The sequence below is a fragment of the Mesorhizobium sp. M0522 genome (assembly GCF_040321085.1).
In the GTDB taxonomy this organism is placed as follows: Bacteria; Pseudomonadota; Alphaproteobacteria; order Rhizobiales; family Rhizobiaceae; genus Mesorhizobium.
Genome location: NZ_JAMYQW010000036.1, coordinates 13636 through 35544, shown reverse-complemented (window position 1 = coordinate 35544; position 21909 = coordinate 13636). Strand labels below are relative to the sequence as shown.

Below are 21909 nucleotides of genomic sequence, written 5' to 3'. Positions count from 1 at the left end.
CACAACCTGTAATCCTGGTTTTTCTGCAAGGCTTTTTGTGCATCGGAATAGGCTTTGGCAGTGGCTTATGGAACGCCTAGGTGGATTGCCGCCAGCTTCCGGACGTGCGGCAGCGCGGCTACGCTCTCGTTGTAAATGAAAGCATGAAGGGCATCACATCAGTCGGGATGCTTATCGGCGACCCGTCGGCGGAAACGCGCTCTGCTATCAGCATGTCGTTCTCTCTGCATGTCTCGCCCAACATCGATATCAAATCCTCCCCAACGTCGTGCGATCGGGCACTGAAAGCATAATTAGAAATCTTAGGTCGAATTAGAAGTTCCGGCACCATCGGCGAGATGCGGCAGCACTCTGCGGCGTTATGCGGCCGACCCCCTGAGCCGGTATCGGCAATGGTGGCTTTGACGCTGTTGAGCGCTTAGTGTCAGGAACTGGAAAGTGAACTGGTAGGCGTTCAAATTGCAGCTATTCACGCCACCGCATACGAAAGCGGATGGTCCTCCCGGCCCGCGTCAGCAAGAAGCCCTGATCGTTTCTTCCTTGGCCAAGGTTGGCCGAGGAGAATGACGGTGGTTTTTCACGATATGTTCTGGCAGCCAGAGGTCGGCCGGCATGGAACGCGGGTCGGCGGGTTGGAGCTAAGCGAGCCCTGAAGCCCCGGCAGATTTGGGCGATCCGTTTCTTCCTCGATCGCGAAGGACATACGCGGGATCGGGCGCTTTTTGACCTCGCGATAGACAGCAAGTTGCGAGAATGTGACCTGGTGAAGATCAAAATTGGTTTGCTTGTGGCGGGTCCGGAAATAGGGGCCCGCTCTATGGTGGTCCAGCAGAAGAACGGCAGGCCGGTCCAGTTCGAGATCACTTCCGATGCGCGAGCAAGTCGGCTGGTTCCGGATTAGCAGCATGCAAAATCGGCAATATCCACTCGGGATAAGCGGCCTTAGAATGCGACCTCCGGTTGACGAGTGCTATGCGATAAATGACAATCCCGCAATCGCTGAAGTATTGCGGCGTCTGGCGGTCTGATTGACTGTCCAGAACACGTTCTACGGATAAGCACTGTTCTTTTGTCGGGGGCATAGCGTTGCACGATCTTTTTGCCAAGGATGCGGAGATCACGCTTCCTGAACTGGTGAGCCATACTGGCAAGATCGAAGGCAGTATTTTAAGGCGGCTTTCCCACCCTGAGCAGCGGTTGAAGGTCAAGTGGTCGTTGTTGCCGAAAGGTACAGGGTTCCGATGCTCGAGTCCGGACTTCCTCCCGTTTGCGGTCTTAGATCGCACGACCACGTCGCTGCTAGACCAACAGGCGGTGCTCAAGGTCGACGACGCCTCGACGATTCATGCAGCGGCGACAGGCGGCAAGTGGATATTGCCCAAGCCGACACCGATAGACGATCTGACGCCCGCGCAAGTCGCCGACACCGGCCGGACAATTGCGTCTTGGCAGGACGCTTTCGATCTCCGCGTCGAACGCTACGACGGCACCCGGCTGGTACGTCCCGGAATGCGGATTCCCCAAGTCGGCGCGGTTCGTGCGGTCCTTGCGCACTGGAGCGTGAGCAAGAGCGCCGTCACTGTTGTGCTGCCGACTGGGACCGGTAAGACCGAGACTATGTTGGCGCTGCTGGTGATGGCCGCTATCCCGCGCCTCTTCGTGATCGTGCCCACGGACCAGCTACGCTCTCAGGTCGCCGGCAAATTCCTGGGGCTGGGCAAGCTGAAGGAGACGGGGTGCCTCGCTCCGGGGGCATTGCTACCCACCGTCGTTGCCTTGACCCGCGCTCCCAAGACGCTCGAGGGCATGAACCGCCTGTTGGGCAGTGCGCAGGTGGTCGTCGCAACCATGAGCGTCGTCGCCGAACTGTCCGAGGACATGCAGGCGGCGGTTTCGGAATGGGCGTCGCATCTCTTCGTCGACGAAGCCCACCATATCGGCGCCAAGACGTGGCGCGTCTTTAAACAGCGGTTCGACCAGAGACCCGTCTTGCAGTTCACCGCCACCCCCTATCGCAATGATGGCAAACGCGTCGACGGCAAGCATATCTACAGCTATCCCCTCCGCCAGGCGCAGCTCGATGGTTTGTTCAAGCCGGTGAACTATATCCCGGTGATGGGACTGGACCGCGCCGACGCAGACGACCTCATTATTGGGCAAGTACTGGCGAAACTGCGCGAGGATCGCGCGAAAAACCGGCCCCATCTGGCAATGGCGAGGGTGGAGACCATCGAGGACGCCAAGGCATTGCATGCGAAGTATGTCGCCAGGGCCGGCGAAGAGTTCAACCCGCAACTCACCCACAGCAAGATGGGTGCGGGTGCTCGGTGGGAAGCCCTGAGGAAGCTGCGTTCCGGCGAGGCGTCCATTATTGTTTGCGTCAACATGCTCGGTGAGGGTTTCGATTTGCCAGAGCTCAAGATCGCGGCACTGCACGACAAGCACAAAAGCGAGGCGATCACCCTGCAATTCGTGGGCCGTTTCACTCGCACGCGCACCGACCTAGGCGACGCAACAGTGATCGCAAATATCGCGATGGATGACGTGAACGAGAGGTTGAAGGCGCTCTACGCTGAGGATGCAGACTGGAACCACCTTCTGAACGTGGTGGGCTTTAGGAAAACCTTCGATGCCAAGCGCCGCGAGGACATCATCACCGGTCTGCTAGCCCCGGCGGAAAGCTTCCATGTCGAGAACCTGCAGCCGCGCATGAGCACGATCGTCTACCGGACGACGTGTGGGGAGTGGGATACGTCCGACATCGAGAACGCGATCGGTCCGCGCGCGACCATAGCGGACGGCCCCAGCATTAATCCCGACGAGCGGCTGCTGATACTTGTGACACGGGACGAGGAGGCGTTGCCGTGGACGAGTATCAAATTCCCTAGAAACGTACAGTACAACCTGATCATGGCTCACTGGGATGAAGAGCAGAACCTGCTCTTCATCAACACCTCTAGGAAGAAGGACCTCCATCAGCCCTTAGCGCGGGCCCTTGCTGGTCCGGATGTCCAGCGGATGGGCGGCGAGACTATCTTCCGTGTGCTCAGCGGCTTCGACCGGCTGATGTTGAGCAATCTGGGACTGAGCGAGGCTCAGCGCAAGCCTGTCCGTTACTCAATGTTCATGGGCGTCGATATTGCCGACCAGCTCAATGCCTATGCCGGCAATAGGACCAAGACGCTCAATAACCTCTTCGGCCAGGGCTTTGTAGACGAGGAGAGGGTCGACGAGGACGGTCTGATACAAGGGTCGATCCGCGCAAGATCGAGCATGGGGTGTTCGATCAAGGGAAAGATCTGGTCGCAGTCCACTACAAACAATCCCGCGGAATGGATGCGCTGGTGCCAACAGCTGGGCGCCAAACTCCTCGACGAGCATATCACCACCGAACATATCTTGCGCAACCTGATCAAGGCTGTCGCCCTGGACACGCTGCCAGGGAACAAGACCCCGCTGGCGGTGGATTGGCCCGAAGACCTGCTGTTCGAGAACGAGGATAAGGTATTGCTCCTGGCAAGCGAGCAGGTCGTGCCTTTCCATGAATGCGCCGTCGAACTGGAAAGCTTCTCTTCCGATGATGGCGTGAAGTTCAGGGTGGTCAGCGATACGTTCACCACCGCGTACACCTTTACCATCGAACGGGGCATCGCCCGCTATACACGGCGGACCGGACCCGACCTTGCGTTGCGGATCGGTAATAGGGAGCGTCCTCTCCTTGACATGTTCGCGGAGAGCCCGCCGCACGTCTATCTCGCCGATGGCGACATGCTGGTGGGTGCATCCCTGTTCATTGTGCCCAAGCGGGAAGACGTGCTGCCTTTCGATCTAGACAGGATTACCTCCGACAGTTGGCCCGGCGTCAACATTCGCAAGGAATCCCAAGGGCCGACAAAACGGGCGGACTCGATTCAGCGGAGGGTTATCAATTCCCTCGTCGATGGAGGAGGCTGGGATATCGTGTTCGACGATGACGGGGCCGGCGAGGTCGCGGACGTCGTGGCTATGAGACTGGAGGATGGCCGGCTCAAGGTCCATTTATTCCATTGCAAGTATTCTTCGGGGCCGGTCCCCGGAGCCCGTGTCGAAGACCTCTACGAGATATGCGGCCAAGCGCAAAAATCCATCCGGTGGGCCGAGCATCTCGGAGACATGCTGAAAAGACTCCATCGCAGGGAGGCCGATCGTCTCAAGGCCGGAAAGGCGAGCCGATACGAACTCGGAGGTCAGGCGATGCTGATAGCCTGGATAAACAAGTGGCGGCAGCTGCGTCCGGATTTCACGATCACCCTTGTCCAGCCGGGGTACTCGAAGCGTCAGACGGAAAGCGAACACCTGGAGCTGCTAGCCGCCACGCAGGCATATCTCATGGACACCTACCGAATAGCGATGCTCGCTTGGTTCAACGAGTAGCGACTGACCGGGAAGGCTATGGGTTAATGCTCCGATCTCACACCGACCACCTCACCCTTGCCTTGTGGAAAGGCAGCTATCCCATCCTTACATCTGGGAGCAGACAGTCCGCTCACGGCCCAATTTTTGACATTCAGTCAGACGGTCCCGCAATGCGCCGACGACAATTCTTTCTCTGAGATGCCTCAGTTGGCTCCACTTTGCATTCTGTTAGAGCTTCGTCGAAGAACATTCCTACCGCTAACCCAAAGGTTATCGTGGACTTTTTTCTAGCCACTTTCTTTGACAAGTGGCTTGGCTTCAATCGCTCCTTGAGGATAGGTGCTTTGCTTCAACTTTAGTTGGCGACGCTCTTGATGCCAGATGCGACCGCTGCGTTATCAGCGGATTGGGTTATGCTGTTGAAAAGGACACACGCACTTTCTTTTTTGCGGAAATTGAACCCCAAGCAGGATTTGTCGTTTGCACATTGCAGTATGCAGTCGGGATATCGGAGCGGAGAGGTCCAATAGGCATTGCCAGAAATTTCCGTTTTTATGGCGAACACCAAATTCGAGTAGCGCAAATTGCTCTCGACCACTTTCTTTGCGGCCATGATCGACTCTTCGCTTTTGACCAGTAGCGATGCGTCCCCTTTCATGAAACAAGCTCGAAATTTCGTGTTATAAGTAACCGCTAGACACCTGAAGTCGGTATCACAGGCGGTTTGACACTGCTCAGAACTCACGTTCCTAATTGGCATATCCGGCAGGTCGTTTCCGATCGCGTCCCACCCGGACACGACAACAAATCCACTATCTGGGTCGACCTCTGTCGCAGGAGTTTCTGCGGGGACAGTTGCGGCCTGCTCTCGTGACGGGTCAGGAATGATGTCTGAAGACGCAAATGTGCGACCATCCAGCCACGCGCATCTTATTGCAAGATCGACGGCGGATGAATCATTAAGGCCGACCAATTGAAGCGTCTGCGCAGCAGCACCAGGCCCGGCTGGTGGCGCTGTCGGGGCAGAACGAGCTGCCAATGATACATTTACGTCTACGCCGTTCACACTCCGCCGAGAGTAACACCACGCTCGGTCCCAGGTTTCGTCGTTCTCATCCTTGAAGTGGTGACCTGTGATTAACTCCCAAGTGGTGCCTTGGAACTCGACCTTCTTGGTGGCGAACTTGTTGAAGTCGACGGTCACCACGTCAGGCCTGGTAGGGACGTCAGCCTGGGGCGCCTGCTCCTGAGCTGGCTTTGGAGTTGGAACAGGAATAGGCGGCTCGTCTTTTGGGGAGGTGAGATCGCTTGGCTGCTCTATGGTCGGCAAAGCCGCCGGCTCCGGCAAGGTTTTGTCCCATAGACCAAGATTGATGCCTAGCCCAATCCCGACCGCCGCCACTGCAATGGCTCCGCCAGTCGCCATTCGGCGAAAGGCGGTCGCTCGAGCTGTTTTCTCTTGAGCCGCGGCTTGAGCTTGCAGGGTCGGAATTGCCGACCTCTTGACGGCGAGATCGACGGCTTGTTCAAGCAGCGTGGTGTTATGCCTGACGAGCACTTTTGCGGTCCTTCATTGATACCGTCACGAGATCAGCGACCTCAGGCGGCAAATCTTGGTCCAGGGCTTTTCGAAGAACTTCGGGGTCGTCGGTGAAGAGCGGAACGTAGAGGATCTCTTTGACGATTTTTTCGACAGGCACCTCTACCCTCTTCTCAACCTCTTTCTCTACCGTAACTTCGACCGGTACCTCGACTGTTCGAACCCGCCGCCAGCGCCAACTCAAAAGCATTCTGCGAAGCAGTCTGGAAAACTTGCTCTTCGAATTATCCTCTTCTCGGGCGGCAATTCGCTGGAGAGCGAGTGCCACCATTGCCGTGATTGGTCCCGCGAGTGGCGGCAATGAGCGCGAGGGAGCCAAACCAAATTACAGAGATTTTTCCCGCTTGCGCTTCGGTGACTAACTCCGGTTTGCTCCCGTACCATCGTGAGGCAATACGCCGGACCTGATCGGTTCGCGCCATGGGGATCCGCTCCTTCTCCAAACCGCTGAGTTCCTTTGCAATCAGGTCTTACCATGGTCTTCGTTGGATCGGTGTAAGCGGAAAGCCGAACAGGCCGTAGCGCGCTTACTCCGTTACATTTCAGCTAGCAGAGTGTTTCGCATGGGATCCCATCCTTGTCGCGATCGAGTTTTCCGCCCCATGAGCAGTTTTGCAGGTACCAGTTGGCTTCGTCGCAGGAACCGATCTGCTTGCACGTTCTCCGCGGCTCGCAAGAATAGCCGCTCTGCGCGACCAGCTTACGGCTGATGATGCCCAGCGGGCGACTCGATGGCGCCGCGCCGTCGGCGTGCGCAGCGCGCCATTCCCAGGGTGCCTGAAACGCCCCGGCCCACAGGCCGATCTTTGAGGCTTGGGCTTGCGCCTGCTGCCCCGCATAGGCGCCCTGGCTGTAGTGAGGCCAATCCAGCGCCTGGCCGTGCTTGACCATCCAGGCGGCCACGCCCGCGCCGTCGGCGCGCCGACAATCGCCCACAAAGCGGTGGTAGCGGTCCCACGTCACGAATGTGCATTCGAGCGGCCTCGACGCGGCCAGGAAAGTGTCCAGCGCTTCGGCCGATCGCCGGCCGCAAGGATACTCGGCGCCATTCGCATCGCGGCACAGCTGCCGGCTCTCTGGCGCGTCGATGCCGTTGAAGCGGACGCGCTGGCCGTGGATTTCGATCGTATCGCCGTCAATGACGGAAGCGACACCGGTAAGCGAGGCGGGCGCCGCCCTTCGTGGGCTGGCCTTTGATGCATCGTCGCTACGTTGCGCGCCCGACGGCGCCAGGAAGGCGGCCACCGCCGCCGCTGCCGTAAGACCGAGCATTGCCGGCACCCTCGCACGTTGGCGCCGCCACAGCTTGGCACCGGTGGGTCTCTGCCACCGATTGGATCGATATTTGCGGTATGGCCTGCTCATCCGCTACGCCGACCAGCCCGGCCATGCGCTGTCGACCATGGGCAGGCCGGCGCAATAGTAGTCGTCAACGAACCGCCCGGTGGACCGGTCGCGGCAGCGCCAGATAACGCTGTAGTTCTGGCCATAGAATTGGTCCCACGCGACGCCATAGGTTTGTGGTGGCGGTGGCCGGTAATATGTTCCGCCTCCATAGCCGTTGTTGGCAGCGACACCCACAGCTGCGCCGCCGACAGCCGCGATCGCTATGCCTGTCGCGACAGCATTGTCGGTTTGCACAAGCCTGGTGCACTTCTCTGCTGTTGCGCCCCTGCGCACTAGAAGGGCCGCTACCCTGCTACGATACTGTTCGTCCGTGCTGCTGGCGAGAACGTGACATAGCGCAACGGTATTCATTGCCGTGAGATCGCTGTCCGACACGACAGTGCTCGTAGAGCAGCCGCTGACGCACAGGGCTGCACTTGCGATGAGTGCTCCAATTTTCATGTGAATTCCCCCAAACAAATATTGGGGCGAGTCCGACCTAGAAGTCCAGAGTTTTGTTTTTCACATTGCTACGATTCACAGCATGCTGCGGCTAGCTGGCATCCACTGCAACCAACCCTTCCGCCGGTCGTTGACTGATGCTGGGTTGATCTCAGCCACTCCAGAACTTGCCCGCTGGCTCAAAACCGGCGGGCTTTTTTCCGCGACGCCGGAAGGCTCTATCTCGCCGCATGTTGTGGTACATCGGCACGCCGTCATCGGGCCGTGCCGTTGGCCAAGGTGGTCCCTCCGCCATGGTCGGCCGGCGCAGCCTTGACCGTCCGCGCGGGCCATCCCAATCAAGCCCGCTGGCTTCGGTCGGCGGCTTTTTATTTGATCCCCGGCGCCGTCGGCTTGGATCTAGATCCTCGCCAGTGCCGGATTTGAAGGTAAGCTGCGGCGGTATGATCGCACTTCGTGCGGGACGGACCATTGGTGTGCAGCAAGAGCGCCGAGTTCATTCGGCCAAGATTCTGCACTAGGCCGAGGTAGCTGAAGGCAGATAGCTATCCCGTAATCGCTGAGATATTGGAGATAATGTTCCCCCTTGGAGGTGTGTACCAGTATTATAAGTTTCCAAACTTCATGTACGAACGCCGTGGACGAGCTGCTGTGTGCGCTTGCCGTAAATCGCTTCCGCGAGTTCACAGTCGGAGGTTGGCTAGGACCCTAACGCGAGAGCTTCAACGGCCCCCTTCGCGATGAACTCCTCAACGAGACGCGGTTCACGTCCCTGGCCCAGGCCCGCGCGAGGCTCAATGTATGGCGCGCCGATTACAACGGCGCGCGTCCGCACTCGCACATCGGATGGCAGACACCCAACGAATGTGCATCGACCTTCAACCCGCGACGGTCGCTCGCGCTGCGCAACGTGAAACGCTCCGCGCCAGCACCCGTCGCGTCCACCGGCCATCAGGGCAAATCCACCCCCGGAAACGAACTCACGACTGGATAAAATTTGGGGGAAACGTCAGGGTGGCCATAACTTTGCAGTCTTCAGACGCGAGGCGGCCTACAACAGCGCTGCCCACCATGCTTGTGGCCCGCGACCCACACGGCTTTTCCCTTCAGATCGTACATTATGCTTCCTTCATGATTACCGATGTCTGCATGACCTTAAGGTCTTCCCGCACCATTTCCGCGGCGAGCTCGCGCACGGATGTCTCATGCACCCAGCCGAGCTTCTCCTTCGCCTTGGTGGCATCGCCCAGGAGAAGATCGACTTCCGTGGGGCGGAAGTAGCGTGGGTCTACCTGGACTAGGCATCTGCCGGTCTCGACATCATAGCCCTTTTCGTCGACTCCCTCACCACGCCATTCGAGCTCGACGCCGACATCTTCGAAAACCCATTCGACGAATTGGCGGACAGGGGTCGTCTTGCCCGTCGCCAGCACGTAATCATCCGGTTGATCCTGCTGCATCATCATCCACATACCACGCACGTACTCACGCGCATGGCCCCAATCGCGTTGAGCATCGAGATTGCCGAGATAAAGCTTGTCCTGCTTGCCGAGGTAAATAGCAGCGGCGGCGCGGGTGATCTTGCGCGTCACAAAAGTTTCGCCGCGCAGTGGGCTTTCATGATTGAAGAGAATGCCGTTGGAAGCATGGATACCATAGGCCTCGCGATAGTTGACCACGATCCAGTAGGCGTAGAGCTTGGCGGCGGCGTAAGGGCTGCGCGGATAAAAGGGCGTTGTTTCGTTCTGCGGTACGGATTGCACGAGGCCGTAGAGCTCTGAAGTCGAGGCCTGATAGAAGCGGGTCTTGTCCTTCAGACCGAGGAGGCGGATCGCCTCAAGAAGTCGCAATGTTCCGATACCGTCGGCGTTTGCTGTGTATTCCGGCGTTTCGAACGACACCTGGACATGGCTCTGAGCGGCCAAGTTGTAAATCTCGTCTGGCTGGGATTCCTGAACTACTCGGATGAGATTAGTCGCATCAGTGAGGTCACCGTAATGCAAAATTAGGCGCGGATCGGGATCGTGCGGGTCTTGGTAGAGGTCTTCGATGCGACCCGTGTTGAAGGAAGAGGAACGTCGCTTAATCCCATGAACGACGTAGCCTTTTTCCAGCAGAAGACGCGTGAGATAGGCACCATCCTGTCCCGTTATGCCCGTAACCAGAGCAACTTTCCTGTTCTCGCCCATTTTCTTCCTGCTCTATGGTAGTTGAAGTTTCGAATCTGGCTCGCCACACCGGCGGCCCGCCTCATACCCTATGGTAGGATTTCGACAGATGCGGCGCGGAGCTCGTCATTGACAGTGTCAGCCAGCGAGCACACCTGCTCCTGCTTCGAGGCATAGCAAAACAGAGTCTCGCCGCTAACCTGCCTAAGTCGCACATGCGGCCTGAGTGCCGAACTCAGCTCACGGGTGAGCGACATAGATTTCAATCACGTCGCACCCGATTTGCTCATCAATCAGCGAGTTAGGACGCCCTTCTGGGATTCTACATCCGTTCTCAAGCACGCACAGTCGGTTGCATAGCCGCTCCGCTTCTTCCACGAAGTGGGTGGCCAGTAGAATCGTATTGCCTCGCGCCAGCAGGGCAGTAGCCGTTCCCAGATAAAATGGCGAGCATGTGGGTCCAACCCACACTAGCACTCCACCATCCCTCTTTTGCGCTGACCAAGTAATCTTTGCCTGCTTCAGCGTCTTCTAATGGAAATTGTTTTGATCAGTGAAATCGATTGTTTGGATGAGGTGCATCCATAAAATGGATTGTTTGACAGGGCAGCGCGGCACCATCGGCGGCACAAAGTCGTGGGCGCGAGGTTTCGCTCCGCGCGAAGACAAAGTTCGTGCCAGTGGGCGGGCTTCGGGCGAACCGCACATCTGAGACGGCGGCGAAAAGCCGGGTAGGGCATTACGTATTGACCTCCAAGAAATTTCGGGCGCGCTAGCCCGAAAACGGTGGCTGGGCTTCAACGATGGGCGGGACGAGGCGACCATCAAACTGGGTTTCATACTGTAGGCGATCGCAGTGCGGCGAATTTGAACGGCCGCCTTTGCCAGCCCTCGCCATCGCATCCGGCTACAGGTGCCGAAGATCTTCTCGATCCGGGTACAAATTCTGTGGATCGGTTGGTTCCAGGCGTCGAGCTTTCGGCCTCGTCGCGCCCCCACATAGCGGTTGCGACGATGCGCGGCCTTCCACCCTTGGCGCGCACCGCGTCGCCGAGATGATTGCCTCGGTAGGCGCTGTCGGCAAACACTTCGCCGGGATTGTCGGGCAGAGCATCAGGAACGGCGTTGCCGTCCTCGGTGTGGGCGCCGTGACGGCGATCTCCTCGACAAGGGCCGTATCGGCGAGGGCACCGAAATGGGCTTTGAAGCAATGAAACGCTGGTCGGCGCTTGTACTTGACCCAATGGCCCTCTTCATCTTCGCTGGCCGAGGCGATGATCGCCGCATCGACAGGCGTGCCGATCTTCACCTGGATCGCTGAACTGGCGGGTGATCTCGGCGAACAACAGGGTCATGAACCTCAAGGGCCTGTCGAAAACGGACGAGAGCGGGTTCGCACAGGTGTCGGCTCTGACACCGAGAACCCGCAGAACCGTCGGAACGATCCTCCACATGGCTGCAGACGCCAAAATTCCTCTCTCGGCCATCGTCGCACCAGCATCGCGTGCCAGTCGCTCAGTCCAGCCGGCTCGAAAGTTATCCGGCAGGATTTGCGCCATGTTGGCGCACTTGAAAGCGTCAGAGGGCGCCGTGTCGCATCTTTCGATGGGACCGGACGCCATGATGGCCATAAATGACGTGGATGGCCTGCGCCTGACATTCGACGGCTGGCGGGTCCTGCACATCCGTCCTTCAGGAAACGCCCGCAAATGCCATGTTACGTTGAGGCAGTTAAGAATTGGACTTGAAAAAGGGCTTTGTGGACTGCCTCGACCGGCTGTTTCGCTTAGCAAAGCGCGGCCCCACGTCAGCAGAGGCTCATCGTCAAGGAACGCCTTAGTATCCAACACATGGATGGGCCACATCCACGTAATCAATTTTACACATGTCGCCGGGCGCATTAGAGAACGCTGAATTTAAACCGGAAGCGAGTGTACCGGCGTCAAGATTTGCGAGCGTCACAGAGATAAGGATAGGCAGTGCTGAGGGAGCTCTTCTGCCCCACGGCGCAGCCTCTACCAAATCGCCCGGCGTAACGATCGACTAGTATCGATTAAGAGATCCCAAGCCAGATGCAACCTCGTCTCTGAAACGAGATTTCCGAATATGCAGGTCAGTGGATTGGTAAAGCGCAGGTTCGTCGTCTCTCAGAGGCGTACGGGGTTCGGTGATTGTCTGTGGTCGCTGGCGGCCGCTTGGCGCTACGCTCAGCGGTCGGGACGAACGCTAGCCGTCGACTGGCGCGGGTCCTGCTATCTCGACCAACCCTTCGCAAATGCCTTTCCGGTGTTCTTCCAACCGATCAATGACATCGCTGGCGTACCGGCTATTTGCGACGACCGGATCAACGACTTTTCCTTCCCGGGTCCATTCTTCCCGGAGTGGTGGAATAGGCCAGCGATCGACTGCCTTTACCGCCCAGATGAGCAGATTTTCCAAGAGCGCGACGAGTTGGGCGAGCTCTTTCAGGCCGAACACGATGTCGAAGCGAACACAGTAGTGTGTGACGCTTGTTTGATGTGGCGGTGCGATGAGGATGCCGAGCGGCAGGTCTTCCAGAGTGTCAAGCCTCGGTCTGAAATTCAAGCACGCATAGATGCCATTTATCAGGAATGTTTCGAGGGGCACAGCATTATCGGGGTTCATGTTCGGCATGGTAACGGTGAAGACATCATGGACCATGCGCCCTACTGGGCCGATCCGGAGCTCGCCGTTCGACAAGTGTGCACTGCGATTGATAAGGCTAAAGCTTTACCGCACCCCAGGCCTGTGCGGCTGTTCTTGTGCACGGACAGCGCCCAGATCCTGGATCATCTGTCGGCCAGGTTTCCCGATCTTCTCACCGTCCCCAAGCATTTCCGATCCGATCAAGACGGCCCCTTACACACTGCAGCACTTGGGATTGACGGCGCAATTTCCGCCCTCGTTGAGATGTATCTTCTCGGGCGCTGCGATACCGTAATTCGGTTTCCTCCGACGAGCGCCTTTACACGATATGCACGCCTTTTCGTGCCACGGGTAATCGAGTTCGATCTGAAGGAGCCAAGTCGTTTGATTTTGATAGAAGACAGCCAAAGAATCTCTGGTCTCAGTTAAGACCCGCCACCTGCGCAATTCGGCGGATGCAACCAACAGGCATAGTTGAATGTCCATTTCTCATCGAGGCCATGGAAGCGTCGTACGATACCGATAGCGTCGTCATCTGAGGCCGTTCGGCAACGCGCCAGAACTTCACTGTTACTCGGAGGCCGCAGACCAAGCCAGAGCGACGGCGATCGTGACGCTAACGCTCGAAAGGGCGCGGGCAATCACTCCAGAGACGAAATCGAGGTTGTTCTATGAAAGTGGTTCCCGTCATCATCAGCGGCGGAGCCGGATCGCGGCTATGGCCCGCCTCAAGGCAATCGCACCCTAAACCTTTCCTCAAAGTGGCAGACGGGCATTCACTGATGCAGCACACTGTGTTGCGCGTCGGTTCGATAAAGGGCGTAGTGGAACTCGTCGCCGTGACATCTGGGGAACACCTCTTCCTTACCAAGGACGAGTTCGACGAACTAGATTCCGTGGTCCTGCCACGCACCTTTCTGCTCGAGCCTGAAGGCCGGGATACGGCCGCAGCCGTTGCGGCAGCCGCCATCCATGCCAAGGCAACGCAAGGCCCTGACGCGATTCTATGCGTCTTCCCAGCCGATCACATGGTTGGCAACCTGCCTGCATTTTTAGACGTCATGTGCCGGGCCATCGAACATGCGAAGCTCGGGCGGATCGCCACATTGGGCATCACCCCAACCAGACCGGACACGGCATTCGGCTATATCGAAGCGGATGGTGAGAAAGTCGTCCGTTTCGTTGAAAAACCGGATCTGGACACAGCCAAAGCCTATGTTGCGTCCAAGCGCTTCTTCTGGAACGCCGGCATTTTCTGCTTTAGCGCACAAACCATGCTCGACGAGATGGCATCGCATTGCCCCGCGGTGATCCAGGCCGTCTCCGACAGCTACGAGAACGGCCGCTTCAGTCAAGGCGAAGGCTTTGCCAAAATCGAACTCGCGCCTGAGCATTTCGGCTCCGCCCCGCGAATCTCGCTCGACCACGCTGTCATGGAGAAGACGAACAAACTTGCCGTGGTTGCCTGCGACATGGATTGGAACGACATCGGATCCTGGAACGCAATGGCCGATTTGATCGCCGCCGACGAAAGCGGGAACAGGATACGCGGCGATGTGCATATGGTCGACACGACCGGCAGCTATGTGAGCTCCGACAAGCGCGTCATCGGCACGGTCGGTGTCAGCGATCTGGTGATCGTCGATTCCCCGGACGCTTTGCTTGTCGCATCCCGCGACCGCGTTCAGGACGTCAAGAAGCTGTTCGAGGGCCTCAAGGCTTCAGGACATGAAGCTCACCTGGTCCACAGCACGGTACACCGGCCGTGGGGTACCTACACGGTTCTTGAGGAAGGCGAGCGCTTCAAGATCAAACGCATCGAGGTGAAGCCCGGTCGGCGGCTGAGCCTGCAGATGCACTATCATCGTTCGGAGCACTGGGTCGTGGTCAGCGGCTCCGCGAAAATCGTCAATGGCGAGCAGGAGTTGTTCCTGGCGACAAACGAATCAGCCTACATCCCCTGCGGCCATAAGCATCGGCTGGAGAACCCAGGCAGAATTGACCTGGTGATCATTGAAGTGCAGAGCGGCGATTATCTCGGCGAGGATGATATCGTTCGCTTCGACGACGTATATGGTCGAACGTAGATTTCACCCGCATGACGAGAACGGTCAACGTGTCGCTGACTAATTACCACTAGGAAGGCCGTCTGCCCACTCAGGACCGGATGCTTGTGGAATCGGGAATTGACCAAGGCAGCGGCGAAGGACCGCAATCGGCATCAGGGGTGGGACAAATCAACCGGAAAAGACCGGAGAGCATAGTAACGCAACACAGTCCCACTGTCGAATAGCCTTTGATATTTCTGACTTTCCAAGCACCCTCAGGGCCCACCAAAATTATATCAATGGCTTATGGCCGACTTTGCTCTGAAGTGGGCCAAATCGACCTCGCTATCCCCGCAGCACTCAGTTTGATTGTTTTCGCATGAAAACGAGCAAGGACAGGGGGAGGGCGATCTTGTGCTGGCTTCTATGTCCAATCTTGCTCCTGTTCGTCGTCAGGTTGTGTGCAGCCACATAGCGCGGCTATCGCGAGGCTGGAAGGCCTCCGATCGATAGGTGCGGCGAACGGCGGCAACGAGGTGCGAATAGGATGGCTGAGCGTATGATCGAGAATACCGCAGCTGCGGTCTAGCGCGAAATGCAGCGTCTGTGACTCATCGGTCATTGCAGCGCGATGAACCGGAAATCATGACCCTAAGCCGCCCTTCATCAGCCCACCAGCGCCCAGAAGAAGGCGAAGATCCGTCACAATGCCTACCTGTACCAAGGCTTCAAGCAGTTCACCGCGAATGTGAAGACCGCCAGCCATTGCTTCCTCATTTTCCACCATTCGCTCGCTACGAATGACGACCACATCCTTAACCGCATAGCGCGTGGCAAGTTTCACAAGCTCTGTGTTGGCATCTATGGTGAACCAGCATCCGCGGATAACCAGCGGATCATGAACCACGCGAACGAGCTAGCGGTGCAGTGCAACGAAAAATCGCCGCTTGATGTCGTCTTTTATGATGCTGCTACAGTTCATGTCTGGGGTTTAGGCTTAGAAGCGGAATGACTGCCAACCAGGTCATCGAGCCGGAAACTGACCGGCCGGTCGGCCCAAAAATGACATTCAGTTGCCTCCAGCCTTTCGACACGAGCCACTTCACGATCTCGCGATTGCCAGCTAGCGGCTTGTTGCTCGAGCTGCGCGATCCTAGTCTGTGGTCGCTATGCCTCAGCAAGAAGAGTCCGGTTCCTAGCCGGGCGGAGGCGCAACGAGATAGCCAGCTCAGGACAAGGAGAGCAAGCCATGGTCGCTTTTACCCTCAATGGCGAGGCGCGAACACTCGACGTCGATCCAGAGATGCCGCTGCTCTGGGCGATCCGTGACGGCATCGGACTCACAGGAACGAAATTCGGTTGCGGCCTTGCCCAGTGCGGCGCTTGCACGGTTCACGTTAACGGCATGCCGACGCGCTCGTGCCAGACCGCAGTCGGCGACATCGAAGGAGCCTCGATCACCACCATTGAGGGCGTGTCGGGCAAGATCGGCGAAACGGTCCAGGCCGTGTGGGCCGAGTTCGACGTACCTCAATGCGGATATTGCCAGTCTGGCCAGATCATGTCGGCCGTGGCCCTCCTGACAGAGACGCCGAAGCCGACGGACGATGATATTGATTCGGCGATGAGCGGCAATCTCTGCCGCTGCGCCACCTATCATCGCATCCGCGCGGCCATCCACGAGACCGCCAACCGGCTGGAGACTTGAGGCATGTTGCAGTTTCTCCCGAAGCATAATGCCGTGGCGCCCACGCGCCGCCAGTTCCTCCTCGGCACGGTCGTCACCACCGCGGGCCTCGCCGTGGGCTACCGGCTAATGATGGCCGCGCCCGCCAACGCACAAACGACGCCTGCAACGGTCCAGGCGAACCCCTTCCAGACCTATGTCGAGATCACACCGGAGAACCGAATCGTCATCCACTCGTCGCAGTTGGAGATGGGACAAGGCTCCTATTTCGGCATCGCCACCCTGGTTATGGAAGAGCTCGACGGCGCCTGGGCGCAGATCCACGTGGTCGGCGGATATGGCAATACCGCGCTCTACGGCAATCTCGCCTGGGGCGGGGCCGCGCAGGGAACCGGTGGCTCCACGTCGATGAGCTCGTCGTGGGAGCGCTACCGCAAGGCGGGTGCTGCCGCACGGGCCATGCTGGTGGCGGCCGCGGCGCAGCGGTGGGACGTGCCAGCCGGCGAGATCACAGTCGCTTCCGGGGTCGTGTCGCACGCCTCAGGGATGCAGGCGCGCTTCGGTGACCTGGCTGAAGCCGCAGCGGGAATGCCGGTTCCCGACGACGTGCCGCTAAAGCCGCGCGACAAGTGGGCCCAGATCGGATCGGACAGCCTCAAGCGCTACGATTCCGCCGGCAAGACCAATGGCGCGCAGACCTACACGATCGACCTCAAGATGGATGGACTCAATACGGCCGTTATGATCCATCCGCCGAAGTTCGGCGCTGAGATCGAGAGCTTCGACGCCTCCAAGGCCAAGGCACTCGACGGCATTGTCGATGTCGTCCAGACGCCGCGCGGCATTGCCGTCGTCGGCAGGGACATGTGGACGGCGCTCAAGGGCCGCGATCTCGTGGAGGTGACCTGGAACGAAGAGAAGGCCGAAAGGCGCGGCACGGCCGAGATCATGGCCGAATACACTAAGGCAGCAGACGATCCGGGCGCGGCCACCGCGCGCGACGACGGTAACACTCCCGCAGCGTTGGCCAGTGCTGAGAAAGTCATCCAAGGGCACTACGAATTCCCCTATCTTGTCCATGCTTCGATCGAGCCACTCAACGCGGCCGCCCGAATCAACGAAGACGGCACCATCGACGTCTGGGGCGGACACCAGATGCCCGACCTTTATCAGGCGGCTGCCGCTCAAGTAGGCGGCACCACGCCGGACAAGGTGAGGCTGCACGTGATGAAGACCGGCGGCAGCTTCGGCCGCCGAGCGGTCTCGGACGCAGATCTCATTATCGAAGCTGTTTCCACAGCGCGTGCACTGGGACCCGGCAAGCCAGTGAAGGTGCAGTGGACCCGCGAGAACGACATGCGGGGTGGGCGGTACCGGCCGGTCTATGTGCACGCAGTCAAGGCGGGGCTCGACAAGGAAGGCAATGTCGTCGCTCTCCATGACCACATCGTGGGCCAATCGATCGCGGGCGGTTCGCCCTTTGCGGCGATGATCGAGAACGGCATCGATCCGACCTCCGTGGAGGGCGCCACCAACCTGCCCTATGCGATCCCGAACCTGAAGGTCGAGCTGACCACGACGGACGTGAACATCCCAGTGCTGTGGTGGCGTTCGGTAGGCTCCACCCACACCGCTTACGCAATGGAAACCCTGATCGATGAGCTCGCCGCCGCTGCGAACCGTGATCCGGTCGATTTCCGCTTGTCGATGCTCGGTCACCATCCACGGCATGCCGGCGTGCTGAAATTGGCTGCTGAGAAGGCAGGCTGGGATAAGCCTCTGCCGGAAGGCCGTTTCCGCGGCGTGGCCCTGCATGAAAGCCTCTCGACCTATGTCGCCGAGGTGGTGGAGATCACCTTCAACGATGGAAATGATTTCAAAGTCGACCGCGTCGTCTGCGCGGTAGATTGCGGCACCGCGATAAATCCTGACCAGATCCGCGCTCAGATGGAGGGCGGTATCGGCTTCGGGCTAGGCGCGATCCTCCAGGAGGAGCTGACCCTGACGGGCGGTGTCATAGACCAAGAGAACTACGATACCTATACGCCGCTCAGGATCGAGCAGATGCCGCGCGTCGAGGTGCACATTGTGCCGTCCGACGAGCCGCCCACGGGCGTTGGCGAGCCCGGTGTGCCGCCGATCGGCCCGGCCGTCGCCAACGCGCTACGGGCGGCGACGGGCAAGACGATCCGCAAGCTGCCGATCATAAAGAACTTGTCAGCATAGCCGGGAATGACACCGTGAAAACGGCCGCGATGAAGATCGCGGTCGTAGGTCGTTTTTGAACGCCTCCTGACAGGCGATCACCTCCATTCGATCAATTTCCGGCGGCTGCCCGGTCCAATATCCGGTTTAGAGACGGTAACCCGTGTTCTGAACGACCGCAGACGGTCGTTGGTGCTGGTAGCACTGAAGAACCGCTTTCGAGACGCAAATGCCGCACGCAAATGTCTCGAAAGGGTCACGCTAGAGACTTTTGTACCACCTAGTTGCATGTCTGCTATCGCTTTCTGGGCGCGAGAAGCGGCGGTCCTCTGACGGCCCCATAACAGGACATTGATGTCTTCGCGCTGAGCGTCAGCAGTTGGCTCTACCGCGACCTTTCTCAGGAAGGCTGCACACCGACGCGATCTTCCTTTCACCTTGCGCAAACCTCCCTTCCGAGTGAGGCGTTCAGTGCGTCGGCTTGGTGGACTGAGGCACTTCTGAGTGGGACAACAACATTGAAAAACATTGGAAAAGATTTGAATGCTCTGAAGTCCCACTGATCTCTTACCAATTGATTTTTATGGCTTTCTGAATACCCTCCGGGCCCACCATGACCATTGATTTTGTTTATAAAAAGTGGCCTCGGCGCAAAACGTTTTGGGCCCGTTATGGGCCCAACAAAAAGGGCGGCCGATAGGCCACCCTGCATGTGGTCGGTTTGAAACCGCTCATTTGATGACGCGCAGCGGTGTCCGTTGCTTCATGGCGTCGCGTTTGGCCTCCCGCTCGTTAATGGCGCGGGCGATATCGACAGCCATCCGTTTCTTATTGGCCTCTCGCACATACTCGTCTGTTACCGTCATTGAAGAATGCCCCATCGCCTCCATGATAGCACGCGCTTGGATGTTGCATTCGGCGAGATACGTACCGAAGGTACGGCGCAGCCCGTGCAGGGTGTAGCCCTCCGGGATGCCGGTTTGCTTGTTCCAATGTGCCATCATGCCGGTGAGGCTCTTTTCGGAGAACGGACGCCCATAGCCGTTCTTCAATACCGTGCCACCCTTAGAGCGATCTAGTGGCACTAAAAGCTTGCGCCAGCTTGTCCACAACCGGGATGAACATCTCGCGCCCGCCATGACGGTTACGATTTTTCTGCTGTCGGAAGTCGAAGGCTTCGATTGTTTCCAAGGAGCCATCGAACAATTCGATCTCCTCGAAGACCAAATCGTCCCACGCCAGTGAGGCGATATCGCCGCGTCGGTTGCCGAGCCAGAAACCAAGCGCATAGCAGGTGCGCGGCGCTGAGCCGATTGGATGGTGCGCCTCGAACTTTTCACGAATGGCGATCGGCCAGGCGGGATTGGCAGTCGATTTTGGAATGCGGACGCGGATCGACAGCGAGGGATCGTCCTGCGGTTTGATCCATTTCTCAACTTCGATCGCCACCCACAGGAGCTTCTTGATTGCCACCAGCAGGTGCTTGGCAACCGTCCGGTTGGTGGCAAAGACACTTTCGATAATCGCACGCAGATGGTCGGCATCGAGATGTTCCACCGGCGTGTTGCGCCAAGTCAGCGGATAGGCAGGATCGACCTGCATCTGAAGGAAGCGCTCAATAAGCCGAGCATTCTTCTGCTGCGTCGCTTCGTCGAAGTCCAGCCATTCCATCGTCGCTTCAAGTCGGCGCGCAGCATGACCAAATGTCTTTGGCAACGCCCGACCGGGCAAGTCAATGATGACGGCCTTTTGACCTTGGCCTTGCGTTGCCTGTTCATAGGCTTCGAACTCAGGATCGCCTGGTCCGCCAGGAAGCCGAATTTCGGGCATTCCTTTGCCGCGATAGCGATAGACGAGCTTTCCGTTCTTGATGCGCGACGAAACGCCGGGGTAGCGGATATCTTTGAATGGCCTGGCCATTAAATCTCCCTTTGAGTTTTCCGCTGCCGTTGCTCAACAGGCGGGGAATCCTCCAACATTGCCTGAAGCGAAAGGGTCTTGCTTTCCATGGCAACGCGCAGGAGTACCGGGTAAGGGAAGCCCCGACCTTGCTCTATGCCTTCAAAAGTGCGTTTCGGTATTCCCAAGACCTTGGCTGCACTCTCGGCGGTGAATCCTCCCTTCGCCCGCCAGGCTTTCACTTCTCGCGCGAGCTTTTCATTGTCGTTCACGTCATCTCATCCGCTCAGGCGATGACTGTACTACGCCTGCAGCGTATACGCAATGTGCGTAGTTGCTTATCTCCTTGTCGGCTCTCGTTTGCTCCGCTCCAATAGTTGTTGGAGACCATTGTCTTTGTCTGGCAGGGCGGAGAAAGCGATATCGAGCGCCACACGATCCCAGATCGCGCGACTGTTGACGTGCTTAGGCCTCGGCATGCGGCCGTCAGCAACCATGTCGTCGAATAGTGTCGATCCGACGCCGACATAGCGCGCTGCTTCCTCACGAGAGAGGCCGCGGGGCGGGTACGAAAGCGCGTCACTCTTCATAGACGCGGCCTCGAGAACGTCGGTACTGAAACAGCACAACGATATCAAATCCAGGCGGTTGACTGTTTCGACAAGCCTCGGTCCCGGTAAACGGGGCCATATTGCACTCGGCACAACAAATCCACATCCCGCACATCCGGTAATGAAGAGACCGTGTTGCCCAAGATAAGAGATGTTGCGTGGTGCGGAAGCTGCTTGGCCGGCTCGTTCGGGAAAGGCGAGTAGCGACGTGCAAATCGGACAGGGTAAGATGCGGCAGAATGTTTCGGTGCTGACGTCGGGGGTTCAAGTCGCTAGAGGCTGTTGAAGGTGCGTTCGGCGGCGATATCGACTATGCCATGCTGATCAAGCTCTATGGCACTTCGCCTGACAGCGCCAAGGGCCGCTATAGCCCCGCCGAATGCACTGGCGCGCGGAAAGAACGGATCGAAGGAAATCCTGACATCAAGCATGTCAGCACGTCATTTGCGGAACGCCAGAACCTGACCATGCGGATGCACATGCGCCGCTTCACTCGCCTGACCAATGGCTTTTCCAAGAAGGTGGAGGCTCACGCCAATGCGGTGGCGTTGCATTTCATGTACTACAATTTTGTTCGCATCCATGCCACGTTGCGCATGACGCCTGCGATGGCCACTGGCGTCACTGACAAGCTTTGGGAGATTGGTGACATCGTTGCGCTGATCGAAGCGAGAGAAGCCGAGAAACCGGCTATTCGCGGCCCTTACAAAAAGAGCCTTTCAAGCTAGCCGTCGCCTTCGGACGTTGGCTCATACTGCTTAGCGGAACGCATGGGAGGGAA

At 58.3% G+C, this 21909-nt stretch carries 17 protein-coding genes and 4 pseudogenes; 10 read left to right on the top strand and 11 right to left on the bottom strand.

Annotation, left to right across the window (positions count from 1 at the left end):
• Positions 1-143: 143 nt before the first annotated feature.
• The 3 genes and pseudogenes from NKI58_RS28525 (at position 144) to NKI58_RS28515 (ending at position 4413) form a co-directional block, all read left to right on the top strand.
• Complete coding sequence (locus NKI58_RS28525) at positions 144-293, top strand: hypothetical protein (protein WP_352854036.1); 150 nt, start codon at positions 144-146, stop codon at positions 291-293.
• 296 nt (positions 294-589) lie between these two features.
• Positions 590-889, top strand: a pseudogene (locus NKI58_RS28520) (site-specific integrase); the annotation flags it as partial.
• 197 nt (positions 890-1086) lie between these two features.
• Positions 1087-4413: a DEAD/DEAH box helicase gene (locus NKI58_RS28515; RefSeq protein ID WP_352853995.1), complete on the top strand. Its 3327-nt coding sequence runs from the start codon at positions 1087-1089 to the stop codon at positions 4411-4413.
• Between the two features lie 337 nt (positions 4414-4750).
• On the opposite strand, the gene NKI58_RS28510 is transcribed toward NKI58_RS28515, so the two are convergent.
• From NKI58_RS28510 to NKI58_RS28495, 4 genes are all read right to left on the bottom strand, one after another.
• Positions 4751-5953 carry a PAN domain-containing protein gene (locus NKI58_RS28510; protein WP_352853994.1) on the bottom strand — a complete coding sequence of 401 codons (1203 nt, stop codon included), beginning with the start codon at positions 5951-5953 and terminating at the stop codon, positions 4751-4753.
• Positions 5937-6266, bottom strand: a complete 330-nt coding sequence (locus tag NKI58_RS28505; protein ID WP_352853992.1) for a hypothetical protein — start codon at positions 6264-6266, stop codon at positions 5937-5939. Before NKI58_RS28505 ends, NKI58_RS28510 begins: the two co-directional genes overlap by 17 nt.
• Before the next feature lie 275 nt (positions 6267-6541).
• Positions 6542-7267, bottom strand: a complete 726-nt coding sequence (locus tag NKI58_RS28500; RefSeq protein ID WP_352853990.1) for a thermonuclease family protein — start codon at positions 7265-7267, stop codon at positions 6542-6544.
• A 96-nt stretch (positions 7268-7363) separates the two neighbouring features.
• Complete coding sequence (locus NKI58_RS28495; protein WP_352467052.1) at positions 7364-7636, bottom strand: hypothetical protein; 273 nt, start codon at positions 7634-7636, stop codon at positions 7364-7366.
• Between the two features lie 922 nt (positions 7637-8558).
• Between NKI58_RS28495 and NKI58_RS28490 the strand changes: the two are divergent.
• Positions 8559-8837 (top strand): annotated as a pseudogene (locus NKI58_RS28490) (integrase core domain-containing protein); the annotation flags it as partial.
• A gap of 124 nt (positions 8838-8961) precedes the next feature.
• On the opposite strand, the gene gmd reads toward NKI58_RS28490, so the two are convergent.
• The 3 genes and pseudogenes from gmd to NKI58_RS28475 all read right to left on the bottom strand — a co-directional run bounded on the left by gmd (position 8962) and on the right by NKI58_RS28475 (position 11320).
• Complete coding sequence (gene gmd, locus NKI58_RS28485) at positions 8962-10032, bottom strand: GDP-mannose 4,6-dehydratase (RefSeq protein ID WP_352853989.1); 1071 nt, start codon at positions 10030-10032, stop codon at positions 8962-8964.
• A 131-nt stretch (positions 10033-10163) separates the two neighbouring features.
• Positions 10164-10478: pseudogene (locus NKI58_RS28480) on the bottom strand (nodulation factor ABC transporter ATP-binding protein NodI); the annotation flags it as partial.
• 440 nt (positions 10479-10918) lie between these two features.
• Positions 10919-11320 carry a hypothetical protein gene (locus NKI58_RS28475; RefSeq protein ID WP_352853987.1) on the bottom strand — a complete coding sequence of 134 codons (402 nt, stop codon included), beginning with the start codon at positions 11318-11320 and terminating at the stop codon, positions 10919-10921.
• A gap of 797 nt (positions 11321-12117) precedes the next feature.
• Here NKI58_RS28475 and NKI58_RS28470 point away from each other — a divergent pair.
• From NKI58_RS28470 to NKI58_RS28450, 5 genes are all read left to right on the top strand, one after another.
• Complete coding sequence (locus tag NKI58_RS28470; protein WP_352853985.1) at positions 12118-13107, top strand: nodulation protein NodZ; 990 nt, start codon at positions 12118-12120, stop codon at positions 13105-13107.
• 242 nt (positions 13108-13349) lie between these two features.
• On the top strand, positions 13350-14765 hold the full coding sequence (locus NKI58_RS28465; RefSeq protein WP_352622068.1) for a mannose-1-phosphate guanylyltransferase/mannose-6-phosphate isomerase: 1416 nt from the start codon (positions 13350-13352) through the stop codon (positions 14763-14765).
• A gap of 658 nt (positions 14766-15423) precedes the next feature.
• Positions 15424-15738, top strand: coding sequence for a DUF4917 family protein (locus NKI58_RS28460; RefSeq protein WP_352854033.1), 315 nt, complete (start codon positions 15424-15426; stop codon positions 15736-15738).
• A 237-nt stretch (positions 15739-15975) separates the two neighbouring features.
• Positions 15976-16434, top strand: a complete 459-nt coding sequence (locus tag NKI58_RS28455; RefSeq protein ID WP_352467057.1) for a (2Fe-2S)-binding protein — start codon at positions 15976-15978, stop codon at positions 16432-16434.
• A 3-nt stretch (positions 16435-16437) separates the two neighbouring features.
• Complete coding sequence (locus tag NKI58_RS28450) at positions 16438-18639, top strand: xanthine dehydrogenase family protein molybdopterin-binding subunit (RefSeq protein WP_352853983.1); 2202 nt, start codon at positions 16438-16440, stop codon at positions 18637-18639.
• A gap of 710 nt (positions 18640-19349) precedes the next feature.
• On the opposite strand, the gene NKI58_RS28445 is transcribed toward NKI58_RS28450, so the two are convergent.
• The 4 genes from NKI58_RS28445 to NKI58_RS28430 all read right to left on the bottom strand — a co-directional run bounded on the left by NKI58_RS28445 (position 19350) and on the right by NKI58_RS28430 (position 21107).
• Positions 19350-19670, bottom strand: a complete 321-nt coding sequence (locus NKI58_RS28445) for a tyrosine-type recombinase/integrase (protein WP_352787231.1) — start codon at positions 19668-19670, stop codon at positions 19350-19352.
• Between the two features lie 13 nt (positions 19671-19683).
• A complete protein-coding gene (locus NKI58_RS28440) occupies positions 19684-20538 on the bottom strand; it encodes a hypothetical protein (RefSeq protein WP_352828393.1) in 855 nt (284 codons plus the stop codon).
• The gene (locus NKI58_RS28435) at positions 20538-20789 is read right to left on the bottom strand and encodes a helix-turn-helix domain-containing protein (RefSeq protein WP_352622060.1); all 252 of its coding nucleotides are present in this window, start codon (positions 20787-20789) and stop codon (positions 20538-20540) included. Before NKI58_RS28435 ends, NKI58_RS28440 begins: the two co-directional genes overlap by 1 nt.
• 66 nt (positions 20790-20855) lie before the next feature.
• The gene (locus NKI58_RS28430; RefSeq protein WP_031212899.1) at positions 20856-21107 is read right to left on the bottom strand and encodes a hypothetical protein; all 252 of its coding nucleotides are present in this window, start codon (positions 21105-21107) and stop codon (positions 20856-20858) included.
• Positions 21108-21400: 293 nt separating this feature from the next.
• Between NKI58_RS28430 and NKI58_RS28425 the strand changes: the two are divergent.
• A pseudogene (locus NKI58_RS28425) lies at positions 21401-21856 on the top strand (IS1 family transposase); the annotation flags it as partial.
• Positions 21857-21909 lie beyond the last annotated feature (53 nt).

Coding starts and splice junctions, on each gene's coding strand:
- NKI58_RS28430 (WP_031212899.1), bottom strand. CDS start 21,107: ATGAAGAGTGACGCGCTTTCGTACCCGCCCCGCGGCCTCTCTCGTGAG.
- NKI58_RS28470 (WP_352853985.1), top strand. CDS start 12,118: ATGCAGGTCAGTGGATTGGTAAAGCGCAGGTTCGTCGTCTCTCAGAGG.
- NKI58_RS28525 (WP_352854036.1), top strand. CDS start 144: ATGAAGGGCATCACATCAGTCGGGATGCTTATCGGCGACCCGTCGGCG.
- NKI58_RS28500 (WP_352853990.1), bottom strand. CDS start 7,267: ATGCTCGGTCTTACGGCAGCGGCGGCGGTGGCCGCCTTCCTGGCGCCG.
- NKI58_RS28465 (WP_352622068.1), top strand. CDS start 13,350: ATGAAAGTGGTTCCCGTCATCATCAGCGGCGGAGCCGGATCGCGGCTA.
- gmd (WP_352853989.1), bottom strand. CDS start 10,032: ATGGGCGAGAACAGGAAAGTTGCTCTGGTTACGGGCATAACGGGACAG.
- NKI58_RS28455 (WP_352467057.1), top strand. CDS start 15,976: ATGGTCGCTTTTACCCTCAATGGCGAGGCGCGAACACTCGACGTCGAT.
- NKI58_RS28505 (WP_352853992.1), bottom strand. CDS start 6,266: ATGGTGGCACTCGCTCTCCAGCGAATTGCCGCCCGAGAAGAGGATAAT.
- NKI58_RS28450 (WP_352853983.1), top strand. CDS start 16,438: ATGTTGCAGTTTCTCCCGAAGCATAATGCCGTGGCGCCCACGCGCCGC.
- NKI58_RS28440 (WP_352828393.1), bottom strand. CDS start 20,538: ATGGCCAGGCCATTCAAAGATATCCGCTACCCCGGCGTTTCGTCGCGC.